This is a genomic window from Paenibacillus vulneris (assembly GCF_039543185.1).
Classification (GTDB): domain Bacteria; phylum Bacillota; class Bacilli; order Paenibacillales; family NBRC-103111; genus Paenibacillus_S; species Paenibacillus_S vulneris.
The window spans coordinates 98,780-113,228 of the sequence record NZ_BAABJG010000002.1; the positions used below are offsets into that span (position 1 = coordinate 98,780).

At 52.6% G+C, this 14,449-nt stretch carries 9 protein-coding genes and 1 other annotated feature (1 of these 10 only partly in view); of the genes, 6 read left to right on the forward strand and 3 right to left on the reverse strand.

The window, feature by feature from the left end; translation table 11 throughout:
* Positions 1-26, forward strand: a binding site (T-box leader) (it extends 241 nt beyond the left edge of the window).
* A gap of 231 nt (positions 27-257) precedes the next feature.
* From ABEA66_RS00895 to ABEA66_RS00910, 4 genes are all read left to right on the forward strand, one after another.
* Complete coding sequence (locus ABEA66_RS00895; protein ID WP_345585178.1) at positions 258-509, forward strand: hypothetical protein; 252 nt, start codon at positions 258-260, stop codon at positions 507-509.
* Between the two features lie 75 nt (positions 510-584).
* On the forward strand, positions 585-2,141 hold the full coding sequence (locus tag ABEA66_RS00900) for a 2-isopropylmalate synthase (RefSeq protein WP_345585367.1): 1,557 nt from the start codon (positions 585-587) through the stop codon (positions 2,139-2,141).
* A 102-nt stretch (positions 2,142-2,243) separates the two neighbouring features.
* Complete coding sequence (locus tag ABEA66_RS00905) at positions 2,244-3,059, forward strand: class I SAM-dependent methyltransferase (protein ID WP_345585369.1); 816 nt, start codon at positions 2,244-2,246, stop codon at positions 3,057-3,059.
* A gap of 413 nt (positions 3,060-3,472) precedes the next feature.
* Positions 3,473-6,037 carry a hypothetical protein gene (locus ABEA66_RS00910; RefSeq protein ID WP_345585180.1) on the forward strand — a complete coding sequence of 855 codons (2,565 nt, stop codon included), beginning with the start codon at positions 3,473-3,475 and terminating at the stop codon, positions 6,035-6,037.
* A gap of 22 nt (positions 6,038-6,059) precedes the next feature.
* On the opposite strand, the gene abc-f is transcribed toward ABEA66_RS00910, so the two are convergent.
* Positions 6,060-8,006: a ribosomal protection-like ABC-F family protein gene (gene abc-f / locus ABEA66_RS00915; RefSeq protein WP_345585182.1), complete on the reverse strand. Its 1,947-nt coding sequence runs from the start codon at positions 8,004-8,006 to the stop codon at positions 6,060-6,062.
* 661 nt (positions 8,007-8,667) lie between these two features.
* On the opposite strand from abc-f, the gene ABEA66_RS00920 reads away from it, so the two are divergent.
* The gene (locus ABEA66_RS00920) at positions 8,668-11,280 is read left to right on the forward strand and encodes an Ig-like domain-containing protein (protein ID WP_345585184.1); all 2,613 of its coding nucleotides are present in this window, start codon (positions 8,668-8,670) and stop codon (positions 11,278-11,280) included.
* A 101-nt stretch (positions 11,281-11,381) separates the two neighbouring features.
* Here the strand turns inward: ABEA66_RS00920 and ABEA66_RS00925 are convergent, their stop codons facing one another.
* Together ABEA66_RS00925 and ABEA66_RS00930 are read right to left on the reverse strand one after the other, a co-directional pair.
* Complete coding sequence (locus ABEA66_RS00925; RefSeq protein ID WP_345585186.1) at positions 11,382-12,032, reverse strand: hypothetical protein; 651 nt, start codon at positions 12,030-12,032, stop codon at positions 11,382-11,384.
* 137 nt (positions 12,033-12,169) lie between these two features.
* Complete coding sequence (locus tag ABEA66_RS00930) at positions 12,170-13,252, reverse strand: hypothetical protein (protein WP_345585188.1); 1,083 nt, start codon at positions 13,250-13,252, stop codon at positions 12,170-12,172.
* Between the two features lie 267 nt (positions 13,253-13,519).
* Between ABEA66_RS00930 and ABEA66_RS00935 the strand changes: the two genes are divergently transcribed.
* Entirely contained in the window at positions 13,520-14,398 is an 879-nt protein-coding gene (locus tag ABEA66_RS00935) for an endonuclease/exonuclease/phosphatase family protein (RefSeq protein ID WP_345585190.1), read from the forward strand.
* Positions 14,399-14,449: the final 51 nt, after the last annotated feature.

Sequence of the window (14,449 nt, forward strand, 5' to 3'; positions counted from 1 at the left end):
GATAGATAAGGTCTGTCGTCTCTTTTACAGGAGATGGCAGGCCTTTTTTGGTTTTAAAACAACACGATTCATACAAACGAAGGAAAGACAAATAGATATCCAGAAAACGCTAGGAACGGGAGTAGTAAAGCAATCCGGAGGACAGAGAGCTGCGGGGTGGTGCGACGCAGTCGACGGATGCATGAAGCTCGCCCGGGAGCGGCGGGACTGAAATCCAGGTAATCGCTGGAAACTAGGTTTCGACGGAGTAGCCCCACGTGAACGGGGGACGCGATAAGGCAGGTCATCGGTCAGCATATGCTTACCGGCAGGCCCCTTTTGCGAACGAGGTGGACGCCTTTCCGGACGGAGAGGGTCAACGAGAGTGGTACCGCGGCGGCCGAAGGCCTGTCGTCTCTTCTGTAGAGGCGGCAGGTTTTTTATTTTTCACCGGTAGTCCCTGTAAGCTGTCTCAAAGCTCGCGTTACTTTGGGGGAATGGTTCCACAGTCCGATATGAGCATTTTTTAAAACCTAGAGGAGGCGTTACCAATGACAAACCATAATGCAAACCATAACGATAATCAAGCGGCACATGCAGGCCAAATGAGAAGGATCCATCTATTTGACACGACCTTGAGAGATGGAGAGCAGGCACCCGGGGCGTCGTTGAATCCGGAGCAAAAGATCGTGATCGCTAAGCAGCTTGCCCAATTGGGCGTCGATATTATCGAGCCGGGCTTCCCGATTTCAAGCCCTGGAGACTTCATGGCGGTTCAGCGGATTTCCCGGGAGGTTCAAGGCGTAGAAATTTGCGGATTCGCCAGGTCGGTTAAGGAGGATATCGATGCGGCGGTCCGCGCTACGGAAGCGGCAGAGCGCAGGAGATTGCACTTGTTCTTGTCGTCCTCGAATATTCATTTGGATTTCCAATTGCGTAAATCCAGAGAGCAGGTGATTCAAATCGCTCGCTCCATGGTGGCGTATGCGAAGCGGTTTGTGGATCGCATAGAATTCTCACCTATGGATGCGACGAGAACCGGAGACGAATTTTTATTCGAAATAATCGAAGCGGTGATTGCGGAAGGAGCCACGATCATTAATATTCCGGACACGGTAGGCTACGCCCTTCCGGAAGAATACGGCGCCCTGTTCACCCGGGTTATGAAGAACGTTCGCGGCAGCAGCCAGGTGGAATTCAGCGCCCACTGCCATAACGATCTGGGGCTTGCTGTAGCTAATAGTCTCGCTGCGATTCGCGCGGGAGTCACCCAAGTGGAGGTCACCGTGAACGGCGTAGGCGAACGTGCCGGCAACTGTTCTTTGGAAGAGCTGGCGATGGCGATTGAAACGCGCAAAGAAGCGCTGGGAGCGGAGACCGGAATCCGGACGGAGCATATTTATTCCGTATCTCAGAAGGTAAGCCGCGCCATGAGCTTTCCGATCGCCTTCAATAAGCCGGTTGTAGGACGCAATGCATTCCAGCATGAAGCGGGTATCCATCAGGACGGCTTGCTGAAAAACCGCAATACGTATGAAATTATGGATCCTGACCGGCTGGGGATTCCGCGAAGCATGATCATACTGGGCAAACATTCAGGACGTCATGCGATCAAGCATCGCGTAAGCCAATTCGGGATGGAGCTGACGGATGACCAAATGGAAGTTCTGTACACCCGATTTAAAGAGCTGGCGGATCAGCAAAAGATCGTTCAAGATCATCAGCTGATGGGGCTGGTTGGCAGTACGGTGAATGCGGTACTGGAGCCGTATACCTTGGTTCATGCCCAAGTGCTTACCGGAACGACAGGTCACCGGATGGCCTCTTGCACGATTACCAATAACGCTACAGGCGAGCAACGGATCTGTTCGGGAACAGGAGAGGCTCCTGTTGAAGCCTTGGTGGCGGGGATGAGGCAAGTGCTGCCGATCCAAGTCGAATTTGACGATTTGGAGCTGTATTCCTTGTCTTCCGGAGAGGAAGCGAGCGGAGAAGCGATCGTAACGGTAAAGGCGGGCGGAAAAAGCTACAGAGGCGTCTCGGAGCATCGCGATGTGCTGATGGCTGTAGCCCAGGCCTTCATGGCGGCATGCAATCAGGCGGTTCGTGAGCAAGGGGCGTTCAGTGAGACGACAGAGGGAGTATCTGCCGCAGGTCATTAAGAGCTTCAGTTAACCGATAGGTGGAGCACCTAATGTATTTTTTTGCATCAAGACTCTCCGAAGAAGCTTTCCCTCACCAAGTTGGAAAAGGAGTGAGACATGATGAATCGTGTCGTTGAGTATTATGAGTCTTTTGATGAGTGGGGCCGTTTGGACCGCGAGCCGATTGAATTTTGGATCAACTGGCATTTCATACGAAGGTATCTCCCCCAGGAAGGGCATGTATTAGATAATGGAGCCGGTCCCGGCAAATATGCGATGAAGCTGGCGGAGGCCGGTTACCGGGTTACGCTGACGGATTTAACGGTCAAACTGGTCGAAGCGGCCAGGATGAAGGCGGCGGAGTCAGGCATCGCCGAACGGTTCGAAGGCTTCTATACAGCCAATGCGGTATCGTTGCACCAACTGAAGGATAGCAGCTTCGACGCCTCCCTCATGCTTGGACCGTTATACCATTTGCAGCAGGAGCAGGACCGGATAGCCGCCGTGAAGGAGCTGTACCGGGTAACGAAGCCTGGCGGGATCATTTTTGTCGCCTTCATGCCTAGGGTGAGGCATTTGCTGACCTCCCTGATGACGCCTCAGCACTGGAAGCCTAATGATACGGCGGATAACCTCATTCGATTTATGGAGCAAGGCACGTTCGATCATCAGGATGAAAAGCGGTTTACCGGGGCGTACTATTATCCGATTGAGGATATCCAGCCCTTTATGGAGACTCACGGCTTCGAGACGATAAAAATGATCGGTTCCTCCAATATAGCTTCCTTGCTTCAACCGGAGCAGTGGAATTATTGGCGAAGCAGAGGCGAGGAGGAATTCTCGAAAGTGCTGGATTTGATAAAGCAGACCGCGGAAAATCCCTATGTATTGGGGGTTTCACCGCACCTGCTCTATATCGGAAAACGACGGGAGTAGACGACTGAAACTATAGAGCTGAATAGAGTACATCTACAGGCTGTGGATAATAGTTATCCACAGCCTCTGTGTATAGTGTGCATAAGTTTGTAAAGGTGCGGTAAATCAACGTTCATTATACCCAAAGGAAAGGAATGAGCGTGGATAAACTATGAACAGCCAACTTGTGGATAATGTGGATATCCTTGTGGATACCACAGGAAAACGTTGGTTTTCTAGGGAAAAATGATTTCTGTTGTTGTGAATAAGCTTGTGGATAGGTTGAATTGCGAGTGGAAATATGCACAGTCTGGATAGAAAGGAGGAAATTGGGGGAATGTACTTGGATAAGCAGGATAACGTCTGGGGACTGTTGTTGCCCTCAGCAAGGCTGATGGCTGCGGAGACTATTCATGGAAAAAGGAGATTGCTGCATGAATCCACAGTGGATAACTCGTATCATTCTTGCTTTGAGCATTTGCCTGTTACCGTTCGGACAAGCTGCCGCCGGGGCAGAACCTTCGTTGTCCTTATCTCAAGCGTACCCTTCATCCGATCAGGCAGTTCATAAAAAAGTATGGATTCTTTCCGTCCCTGGTCTTTCATTCGTGGAGCTTTCGCCTGCCTGGAATGAGGCTCTGCCTTCTTTGATGCGTCTTCGTGAAGGAGCTCATTGGGGCTCGCTGAACATTCGGACTCCGGGAAAAGGACTGGAGGATGTGTATTTGTCGATAGGTGCGGGTCATTTCGCCGAAGGAGGGCCGGGGGTGCAGGGCTTGCAGCGCAGCGAGCTGATATATGGCCAGGAGGCAGCCCAATGGATTCAGCGGCTTACCGGCCGTCCATCCGAAAGTGCTATCCTCGTGAAGGATGCCGAAGTCATGCGCAGAATGAATGCAACGAATTATTATCGGGCTGCTCCGGGAACACTCGGGCAGAAACTGGAAGCGGCAGGCGTACAAGTAAGTGTATGGGGCAACGCGGATCGTGCAAGACCGGCAGGAGGATGGAACGCCGACTCGAATCGTACGCTTCGCCGGTACGCCCCGCTAATGCTGATGAATGACATGAATGAAGTAGCCCACGGGGATGTCAGCGGCGGTCAGCTGAATGACCCCTACTGGCCTGCAGGGCTGCGGACCGATACCCGATGGATGCTGGATAGATGGCGCGAGCAGCCTGCATCATCCGTTACCTTAATGGAAATAGGGGACCTTGCAAGGCTGTACGATGAGAAAGGAGCCTATTCCAGGGCGGCGTTTGAACGAATGAAGCTGGCGGTTTTATCGGAGCTGGACCGCTTTGTTGGCGAAGCTGTTCGAATGATAAATCAAGCACCGGCATCCGAGCACAACGAGCTGTGGCTATTTAGTCCGCAAGTCAATGCGGATGCGGTGAGAGCCAAAGCCTACTTGGCTCCGTTATTGATGTATGCTCCGTCGGTCCAAGCGGAAGAAGCCCTGCTGACTTCGGCTACCACACGCCGATCGGGGATCGTTTCCTTGATTGATCTGGCTCCCACGCTGCTGGAGAGATTCGGAATCGAAAAGCCCGAAGCGATGCTGGGGCTGCCGATACATTCCGAACGGAAGGAGGAGGCGCTTCCGGCGCTGCTTCAGCAGGTGCGCAGCATGCAGAGTGTTTACGCCTTAAGGCCTCCGCTCTTATATGGCCTCGCTATTTATGAGATCGCCGTGATGCTAGCCGTACTGGCCGCGGTCATGTTCGGGAGCAGATTGATGGGCAGAAGATCTGTGGTGGTGTGCATCGGCTTGCTGTTTTCACTGCTGCTGGCGCCTGCCGGGTTATTATCTATGGGATGGCTGCCAAGCGAGCTTCCTGTTTTCAGCACTATACTGGCATTGGGCTCTGTACTTGCCATCAGCGTGTGCTGCGCGTATTATGCCGCTTCCAAGCCGGGGAGGACCGTGGTCTGCCTGGCAGGGATAGGCATCGTGGTTACGCTGCTGCTGCTGTACGACGGCATGCACGGGGCTAAGGCGATGCAGAGGTCAGTCCTTGGTTATGATCCGATGATCGGTGCCCGGTATTACGGGATGGGCAACGAGTGTATGGGGGTGCTGCTTGGGGCTTCCCTGCTTGGACTTACCGCCATGCAGCAATCGCTGCGGTTAGGAAAACGCCGCTCCGCCAGAACGGGGAAGGGAGGCATGGACTCTGCCGCCCCGCCGGCGGCTTCGTCCGGAGCCTTACCGCCGGATGCCTACGCCGCCACGCTGCTGCACGGCCCGGCCTCCGAGCCCGCCGCCGTGACGGCCTGGCGCCTGCCGTCGGCTGGCCGGCTCGCGCCGCTGCTTCGCGCCGGCAGCGGCTTGGCCGCACGCGCGGCTGCAGCCCCGGGCGCGCTGCGCGGCAGCCGCCTTGCGGCCCGCGCCGGTGCCGCGTGGCGCACCTGGCCGGCAGCGGCTGTCGGCGCCGCCGTCGCCGGCTACCTCGCGGCGCCGACGCTCGGCACCAACGCCGGCGGAGCGCTGTCCGCGGCGGTGGCCTTCGGCGCGCTCGGCGCGCGCCTGGCCGGCGGTCGCCGCTGGGTGCGCGCCGTGCCCGCCCTTGCGCTGCTGCTGGCGGCAGCGCTCGCCGGCCTTTGGCTGCTGAACGTCAGCGCAGCCATGGTCGGCTCAGCCGATAAGCAGAGCCATATCGGCCGCGCCTTTCACACGCTGCTCCAGGGACGCTTCGATCTGATCGGCGTCATCATCATGCGCAAGCTGGAGATGAATTGGCATCTGATCGGCGTCTCCGCCTGGAGCAAGGTGCTGCTCACCAGCCTGATCGTCATGGCGGTGCTCGTGCTTCGGCCGCGCGGGCTGTTCCGCCGCTGGCAAAGGCGCTACCCGTACATCATGTACGGGTGCGCGGCCAATGTCATCGGCGCCATTGCGGCGCTGCTGCTCAATGATTCCGGCATCGTCGCCGCGGCAACGATGATTGTCTACAGCAGCATTCCATTGCTGCTCCTAAAACTAGAGGGCGTCTGAATACACAGACGCCCTCGTTCTATTATTCCGCCAATTGCTCCCACTGCTCGTAGCAGTCGGCCAATTCGGCTTTTTTCTGTTCGATCGTTTCGTTTTTTTGCTGCACAAGCACATAGTCGTTGTACACTTCCGGCAGCGCCAGCTCCTCCTCAAGCTGAGCCAGCTCTTCCTCCAGCTTGGCGATCGTTTGCTCGAGCTGCTCCAGCTTGCGCTGCTTGGTGCGTTCCTCACGCTTGGCCGCTTTGTTAGCTTCGTAGCTGTTATCTTGAGCGGCCGGGGCAGAAGATGTCTTGCTGCTGGAGCCTTTTTGCTTGGCTGCTTCCGCCGCCTGCCGCTGCTGTTCCATTTCGGCAAGCTCCTGCTTTTTCTCCACATAATCATCGTAGTTGCCCAAATACGTGGTGACGCCGTCGCTTTTCAGCTCCAGCATGGATTCGGCCATTTTATTCAGGAAATACCGGTCATGGGAGATGAAAAGCAGTGTGCCCTCATAATCGATAAGAGCCGATTCGAGCACTTCCTTGCTGAACAAATCCAAATGGTTGGTCGGCTCGTCAAGGATCAGCACATTGGCTTTTTGCAGCATCAGCTTGGCCAATGAGACGCGGGCCTTTTCGCCTCCGCTTAACGCGGCGATTTTTTTGAAGACATCCTCACCGCTGAACAGAAAGCTGCCGAGCACGGTCCGTATCCGGGCCTCCTCCAAATTCGGAAACTCGTTCCACACTTCATCGAGAACGGTGTTGTTAGGATTTAGGCCCTTTTGCTCCTGATCATAGTAGCCGATACGCACATTTGCTCCCCAGCGAATCTCTCCCTGATCCTGCTGCCGGGAACCGATCAGCGTCTTCAGCAGCGTCGATTTGCCGATACCGTTCGGTCCGATCAAAGCGGCCGTGTCTCCGCGGCGAAGCTGGAACGATACATTATGCAGCAGCGGCTTGCGTCCGTCATAGGAGATGGACACGTCGCTGACTTGAAGAACCTCTTTGCCTGACGGCTGCTCCACCTCGAAGGCGAAGCTGGCACGCTTCAAATCGCCTAGCGGCTTGTCCAGCCGTTCCATTTTTTCGAGCGCTTTGCGGCGGCTTTGCGCCCGTTTGGTAGTGGAGGCGCGAACAATATTGCGCTGAACAAACTCCTCCATTTTCGAGATTTCTTCCTGCTGCTTCTCGAACTGCTTCATCTGGATTTCATACTCGGCCTGCTTCGTCTCTACGTACCGGGTATAATTGCCCGTGTATCGCTTGGACGTCGTACGCTCGATTTCGTAGATGGCATTAACGAGAGCGTCGAGAAAATAGCGGTCATGGGATACGACCAGAATCGCTCCGGAATAAGAGCGCAGATACCCCTCCAGCCAGGTGAGAGTAGGGATGTCCAGATGGTTCGTAGGCTCGTCGAGCAGCAGCAGATCAGGCGCCTGCAGCAGCATTTTCGCCAGGGCAAGCCTTGTTTTCTGTCCTCCGCTTAAGGTGTGGATTGGTGTCTCGGGAGCAAAATCCCCGAAGCCCATTCCGTGCAAAATGCCGCGAATGCGCGCCTCCGCCTCATATCCGCCCTGCTCCTTAAACCATTCCGATAAGGCTGCGTACCGTTTCATCGTTTCTTCCGTCTGCTTGTCGCTGGCCAATACGTCCGGATCCGCCATCATCATTTCGAGCTTGCGAAGCTCCTGCTCCGCTTCCTCCAAATGGGCAAACACGCTCTTCATTTCATCCCATATCGAACGGTCCGATACGAGCCCGCTGTTTTGCTTCAGATATCCGATTTTCGTTTCCTTTGCCTTGAAAATATCTCCTGAATCATACGACATTTCTCCCGCAATAATTTGCAGCAGCGTCGATTTGCCCGCGCCGTTCACGCCGACCAGCCCGATCCGTTCCCTGGCCTCGATTTGCAGCGATATATTGGAAAGCACGGTATTAATCCCGTAGCTTTTGGTAATGCCCGATACTTGCAGCAGCATGATTAGCCTCCTATTGGTTGTGCGCTCCTTCGCGCCCGACGTGCTTACAATCGGATAAAACTGGTTTATCTTACGTAAGCTCCGGTTATAGTCTCATCACCTTAGTGTAACATGTTCCCGGCAAATTTTCAGCCCGCCCCGTAAGAAAGCATCTGATAGAGCCTATTCTATCGATTTTTATAGAAGAACAGGCTTTGATCTCCCAAATCAGGTCAATTATACACAGGTTTATGCACAAATTAACAATCCTCAAGCAAAGTCTGTGTATAGATTCAGCTATACCTGTCAACATATCCACAGGCTGGTTTATCCACATGAGGAGACAGAGGGCCTCAAACGTTCAGCATTCTTTCAGGTAAAAAAACTAAAGTTTTTGATGCTTTTTGTCGATAAACTAGATGTACTGTACCGATAAGGTATATTCGTCCGCCCGGGTCAGGTACGATGTCCCTGCATAGTGCTTAGATGGCGTTGTATGCCGGCGGAGAAGACTATCACCTAAAAGGAGGACTGCGGTGCAAGAACGAATGACGGCGCAAGCTTAAGTCATAGTCGATATCGATAGCATATCGGCTTTTTGAACAGCAAGAGTCACTTGAAGCAGGATTCTATTACCGTAGGATGCTGTCCAATAAAAGTACATAGAGTAGGAGATGAAACAATGCGTTTGCGGGCAACAAGACTTTGTATTCTGTTCCTTATTTTAAGTCTCGTGACGAGCAGCTTTGGCGTGATGAGCGCTATGGCGGCTACCCAGGAAATATCCAACCTCGTCTTGAATAAAAACGAGCTTCAATTGGAAGTAGGAGAAACCGCGTCGTTGACGGCTACCGCCGTGTATGTGAACGGAGCTACCGAGAACGTGACGATCAAGGCTGATTGGACCTCAAACCCGGCACCGGAAGCCAAGGGCGTCGCATCTGTCTATGCGGGCGTTGTAACCGCCAAGGCGGAAGGTACGACGACGGTGACGGCCAGCTACATGGACAAAACCGTCATTGTCAATGTTACGGTTATCAAGCATGTGCGTTCCCTCGTGAAGGATAAGCAGAAGATTGAAATGCGCAAAAACGGCGAGGAGCAAATCAACCTGACTGCTTATTATGATGACGGCAAGAAGGAGGATGTTACCTCCAAGGCGGAGTGGAGCGTAGATAAAGATGACGTGGCCACTGTAGTCGACGGTAAAGTGACGGGGCAAAACTCCGGTACGGCTATCGTGACCGCCAAATACAATAATCAAACCGTATCCATCCCGGTCAGCGTAGAAATCGCGAAAAGGGTCGATCCTAGTAAATCGCAAATCTCCCTGTTATTGAACAAATCGGAACCGGTCATCTTGTACGCGACTTATCCGGACGGCAGCAGCAAGGTCGATGTAACGAACCTGGCGGAGTGGGAATCCGATAATCCTGCGGTTGCGGACGTGCTTAAAGGGGAAATTACTGCCTACGGTCCTGGTCAAGCGACCATTACAGGAACCTATGGAACGAAATCGGCTACGATTAAAGTCGATGTAGATAACGCAGTGAAGCTGGATCTGGGTACCGAGAATGTCTACATGAAGAAAAACGGTACGGAGCAATTGACGCTGACGGCCTCTTACGCGGATGGAGATCCGGAAAACATTACGGACCGCGCAGAGTGGACTTCCAGCAATGACGCTGTAGTCAGTGTTGTAAAAGGGAAATTGTTCGCTAATGCTATCGGTGAAGTGACAATTACGGCCAAATACGGCAACAAAACCGTTTCTACGGTGGTGGATGTAGAAGTGCCGAGACGACTGGAAGCCGAGCAGGATACGATGTTCCTCAACACTGGGAAGGAAGAAACCATCGTTCTCTGGGCTACTTATTTGGATAACACCAAAGAAGACGTCGCCAAGCAAGCAAAATGGTCTGTAGATAATGAAGCCATCGTGAAAGTAAACGAAGGCAAAGTCACCGCTTATAAAGCCGGAGAAGCGACGATTACAGCAACCTACGCTGAGAAAAGCGTAACGATCAAGGTGTCTGTTGATATTCCGAATGTGATTAAGCCGGTTAAGAAAAGTGTAAGCTTCCAGGTCGGAGGCTACGAAAAGGTGACCTTGAACGCTATTTATAATGATGGTAAGACTGTAGATATTACAGAGCAAGCGGAATGGTCGACCAGCGCTCCCGAGATCGCTGAGGTCCGCAAAGGCGTTATTACCGGCGTAGGAACCGGTGCAGCGACGGTGACGGCCAAATATGGTACCAGAACCGCCACGGTTCAAGTCTCCGTCGGTGTCCTGAAAAGCTTGACGGCAACCGGAGACACGAATGTGACCCTGAAAAAAGGCGACAAAAAGGAACTGAACCTGACGGCAACCTATACAGACGGCACAACGCCGGATAATCTTAAAAAAGACGCCGTATGGACAACCTCCAATGCGAAGGTAGTTACGGTAGAAGAGGGTATCGTTACGGCTGTAGGCTCCGGTGAGGCTACCGTAACGGCATCGTTCGAGAGCAAGGCGGTTACGTTCAACATTCAAGTCGATATGGCGGACAAGCTGACTGCCAAGCCGTCATTCATTAATTTTGATTTGGGTGAGACCAAAACCATTACCTTAAGCGCTACAGATTCCAACGGAAATGCCATAGATGTAACCTCCCAGGCGGAATGGGCATCCAACAATCAGCAGGTTGCAACCGTAGAGAACGGTGTGGTAACTCCGGTTTCGAGAGGGAAAGCGACGATTACGGCTAAATACGGCGGCAAGTCGGTATCCATCGCGGTGGAAATCGGTGTCGTTCAGGCGTTGGAAGTGGACAAACGCTACGTTTCGACGAAGAGCGGTTCCTCCGTACAAATCGTCTTGACAGCAACGCTTTCGGATGACAGCAAGAAGGACGTTTCCGATGTTGCTCAATGGAAGTCCAACAATTATAAAATCGCGGATGTCAACGGGGGCTTGATCACCGGCGTGTCTGCGGGCAGTGCCACTATTTCGGCATCGTTCGGCGGCAAGAGCGTGGCTATTCCTGTTGAGATTGACAAGCTGAAATACTTGAAGACCGACGTGGTTACGGTCGAACTCAAAGCGGGCTCCACGGCGGAGGTTAAAGCAACGGCAACCTTCGAGGATCTGGCGGAAGAGGATGTTACGATTCCGGCACTGTGGACATCTTCCAATATTCGCGTTGCGGATGTAAAGGACGGTATCATTAAAGCAACAGGCAAAGGGAAGGCTACCATCACGGTTGCTTATGCTAAAAAGAAAACGACAGTGTATGTCATCGTTAATTAATTCGCAAGCAGCACTAATACGTAATGCCAAAAGGATCCGCACAGGCGGATCCTTTTGTATGTACAACAGCCTTTCGTTATGGTTTCAGAAAAAAGCCTACGTTACTTGGTCTTGGATTGGAGCAGTTCTACGAGCTGCTGACCGATCTCTTTGCCTCCGCCTGGACCGCCGTTTCTAGGCTGCTTGTCTTTATTGTCCTGCCCGTTGACTGCAGCATCCGCTCTTTGCTGTTCTCTTTGCTGACGGGCTTCCTCCATTTGCTTCTTCTGATCCTCGGTGAGGGCTTGCTTTTGCTTGGTATCGCTGCTGCTACCATTCGAATTACCTTGCCTCATAGGCGTGCGAGCAGCCGCGTCATCGATGAATTTCTTTTGCTCTGCGGTCAGCTTCTCAAGCAGCTTGGTCTGATTATCGGTGCTCATTTCCCCCTTGGTAATGCTTTCCTGCACGACAGGAAGCATTTGAGCCGCCTGATCCTTCGTGATGGCAAGTCCCTCTTGCTTATCCATTTGAACCAACGAAGAGAAGGTCATCATCATTTGGCGTTGGCTTTGGTTCATTGCCGGCCGCTGCTGCTTATCCTGAGAGGCTTGCTTCGCATCCTGATCCTGCTTTTGCTCCTGCTGTGCTGGATTGGTGCTTGAACCGGCGGCATTCGCCGTGTTGTTAGCCTGCCCATTTGAAGCGGTGCCGCACCCGCTCAAAATCACAGCAAGCAGCGCGCAAGTCCCTAGAACGTGTTTGTATTTCACATCATTTCTTCCTTTCGCCCTTATAATCCGAATCAGTTTGTTTTTCCGGCACAGTAAGGAGAGCCGCCTCCAATAGGCAGCTCTCACTATATGAAAGTTATAGAAGGAAAACACTGCTCCTCCTCACAGGATCGCTATTATTGGGAGACCTCTGTAGAAGAATTTGTAGTTGCCTGGCTCTTTTTCTCCCTAGGCTGCTTCCCTTTGCTTTCGACAAATTGCTTAATCGAATCTGTCATGTTGTCTTTAATTTGGGTTACGAGCTGGTCTTCTGTGATGCCCTTGGATTGGGCGATCTCAACCAGGGAGCTGCCTGCTTGCAGCTGCTTGGTCAGCTCTTCTTTGGTGATTCCGAGGATTTTGGCCAATGTGTCATAATTGCCGAAGGCTCCGCCAAAATGCTCAGGTCTGTTGAAGCCGTCGCCCTTCAGGCCTTGCTTTTGAGTATTTTCAATGACTTTCTTCAAGCGATCGGACAGACCGGATTTTTGCTTGTCGGCTTGCTCTTGAGTCAGCTTCCCGGAAGTCACAGCTGCATCGATTGAGGTCGTTTCGGCCGCCACCAATTTTTGCAGGAAATCGTCCTCGCTTAAGCCTGCTTTATCCTGAGCGATTTGCACCCAAGTTTTGCCCTGCTTTAACTCTTCCTGGATAACGCTTTGATCAACTCCCAGAATAGTAGCCGCTTGCTGCAGAATATTGCCGCCGCGTCCCAGTCCTTTGTCATCTTGAGGCCCTTTACCGAAGCCGGTATTCGTAATTTCTTTAGTCAAGCGGTCGGTAAGATTCGTTTTTTGCTTGTCGGCTTGCTCTTGGGTCAGCTTGCCGGAGGTGACGGCTGCGTCGATAGCGGTTGTTTCAGCAGCGACCAGCTTTTGCAGGAAATCGTCCTGGCTTAAACCGGCTTTGTCTTGAGCGATTTGAGCCAGAGTCTTGCCTTGCTTCAGCTCATCCATAATGACGCTTTGCTCGACACCCAGCACGGTTGCCGCTTCCTTCAGCACACTGCCGCCGCCGAAACCTCGACGATCGCCGCGTCCTTCCATTCCTTTTTTGAAGAAGCCTGATTTATCTTGTTTAACAGTGGAATCGGTGTTAGTTTGAACAGCCGAGCTTGTATCCTGTGCGTTAGCTTGAGTAAGTACTGCGGTCAATCCGCCGCCAAGCAGGAATCCCGCTGCGATTGTGCCTGTAAGTATTTTTTTGCCGATTTGCTTCATACGTTTCTCCACCTTTATGAATGATTTTCCTTACACTTTGAAGTATAGGTCGCGTTTATGAAAAACCTATGAAGCTTAGCTTAACCTCTCATTAATGTTAGCTGAAAGTGCGCTGAAAGAAATTTACCATCCGTTTCCGTGTATACAAACTCAAAACCGGTATCGTATGCTCGAGCAGTAGGGTTAAAGTAGGGCCTATAAGTAGAAGTGTCGCAGCCGGGCAGAAGAATTCGCTTAGGCTTGTCTATAGAAATCGGGGTGAATATCATGCAGCTGCAGACCAACCTACAGCGGAGTACAGGAAGGAACCGTTTCAACGCAACTCTTCTAATTGTATGCTTAACCTTTGCCGTAGCTTCCAGCCTGGTGACGGATGCCCTAGCTGCCCCAAAAGCAGCCGGAAGCCGTGCATGGGTTCCGTTTACGAATAAGCTTACTATTATGACTTTTAATATTCGCCATGCTAAAGGTTTAGATGGTCAAGTTCGTCTGCAGCCGGTTCGGGACGCCATTCAGCAGGGGAATCCCGACCTTGTTGCACTTCAGGAGGTTGACCGCTTTCAGGAGCGGAGCGGTTTTCAGGACCAAGCACAGGCGTTGGCCCGATCATTGAAGATGACCTCGATCTATGCTCCGGCCAATCGGCAGGGCATCTCCCAATATGGGATTGCACTATTGAGCCGTTACCCGTTGAAGAATCCTCACAGCTATCCGCTTCCCGGCCTGAAGGAGCCGCGCGTTATCTTAACATCCGAAATTGAGCTCCAAGGAGAGCACAGCTCTGAACCGGGGCATGAAAAACAGGTAGTGACCGTGGTGACCACGCATCTTGGGGTTTCCCGGGCCGATAGGGAGCAGCAGGTGCCCGAGCTGGTTCGGATTGTGAAGAAGATCAGAACCCCCATCCTCTTCATGGGCGACCTGAATATGTCCGATGACGATCCTCTTATGAAGGAACTGAATGCTTTGCTTCGCCAGGCTCCGCTGCCTCCTTCCCAGCCGACAGTGCTGCATGGAGGACAAATTGATCATATTTTCACCAGCTTTCATGGAGTAACCGGTTCGCCTGCTTGGACTGAACCTACGAGGGCGTCCGATCATGTGCCTGTTATGCAGCAGGTTGTCTTCAACGATTCCCTGAAATGAAAGCCATGTTTACCTCCCGATACGCATATGCTTTAGATGAAATCCATTTAG

Excerpts from the sequence above, each read along its gene's own strand:
- ABEA66_RS00900 (WP_345585367.1), top strand. The coding sequence starts at position 585 with ATGAGAAGGATCCATCTATTTGACACGACCTTGAGAGATGGAGAGCAG.
- ABEA66_RS00920 (WP_345585184.1), top strand. The coding sequence starts at position 8,668 with ATGCGTTTGCGGGCAACAAGACTTTGTATTCTGTTCCTTATTTTAAGT.
- abc-f (WP_345585182.1), bottom strand. The coding sequence starts at position 8,006 with ATGCTGCTGCAAGTATCGGGCATTACCAAAAGCTACGGGATTAATACC.
- ABEA66_RS00905 (WP_345585369.1), top strand. The coding sequence starts at position 2,244 with ATGAATCGTGTCGTTGAGTATTATGAGTCTTTTGATGAGTGGGGCCGT.
- ABEA66_RS00910 (WP_345585180.1), top strand. The coding sequence starts at position 3,473 with ATGAATCCACAGTGGATAACTCGTATCATTCTTGCTTTGAGCATTTGC.
- ABEA66_RS00930 (WP_345585188.1), bottom strand. The coding sequence starts at position 13,252 with ATGAAGCAAATCGGCAAAAAAATACTTACAGGCACAATCGCAGCGGGA.
- ABEA66_RS00935 (WP_345585190.1), top strand. The coding sequence starts at position 13,520 with ATGCAGCTGCAGACCAACCTACAGCGGAGTACAGGAAGGAACCGTTTC.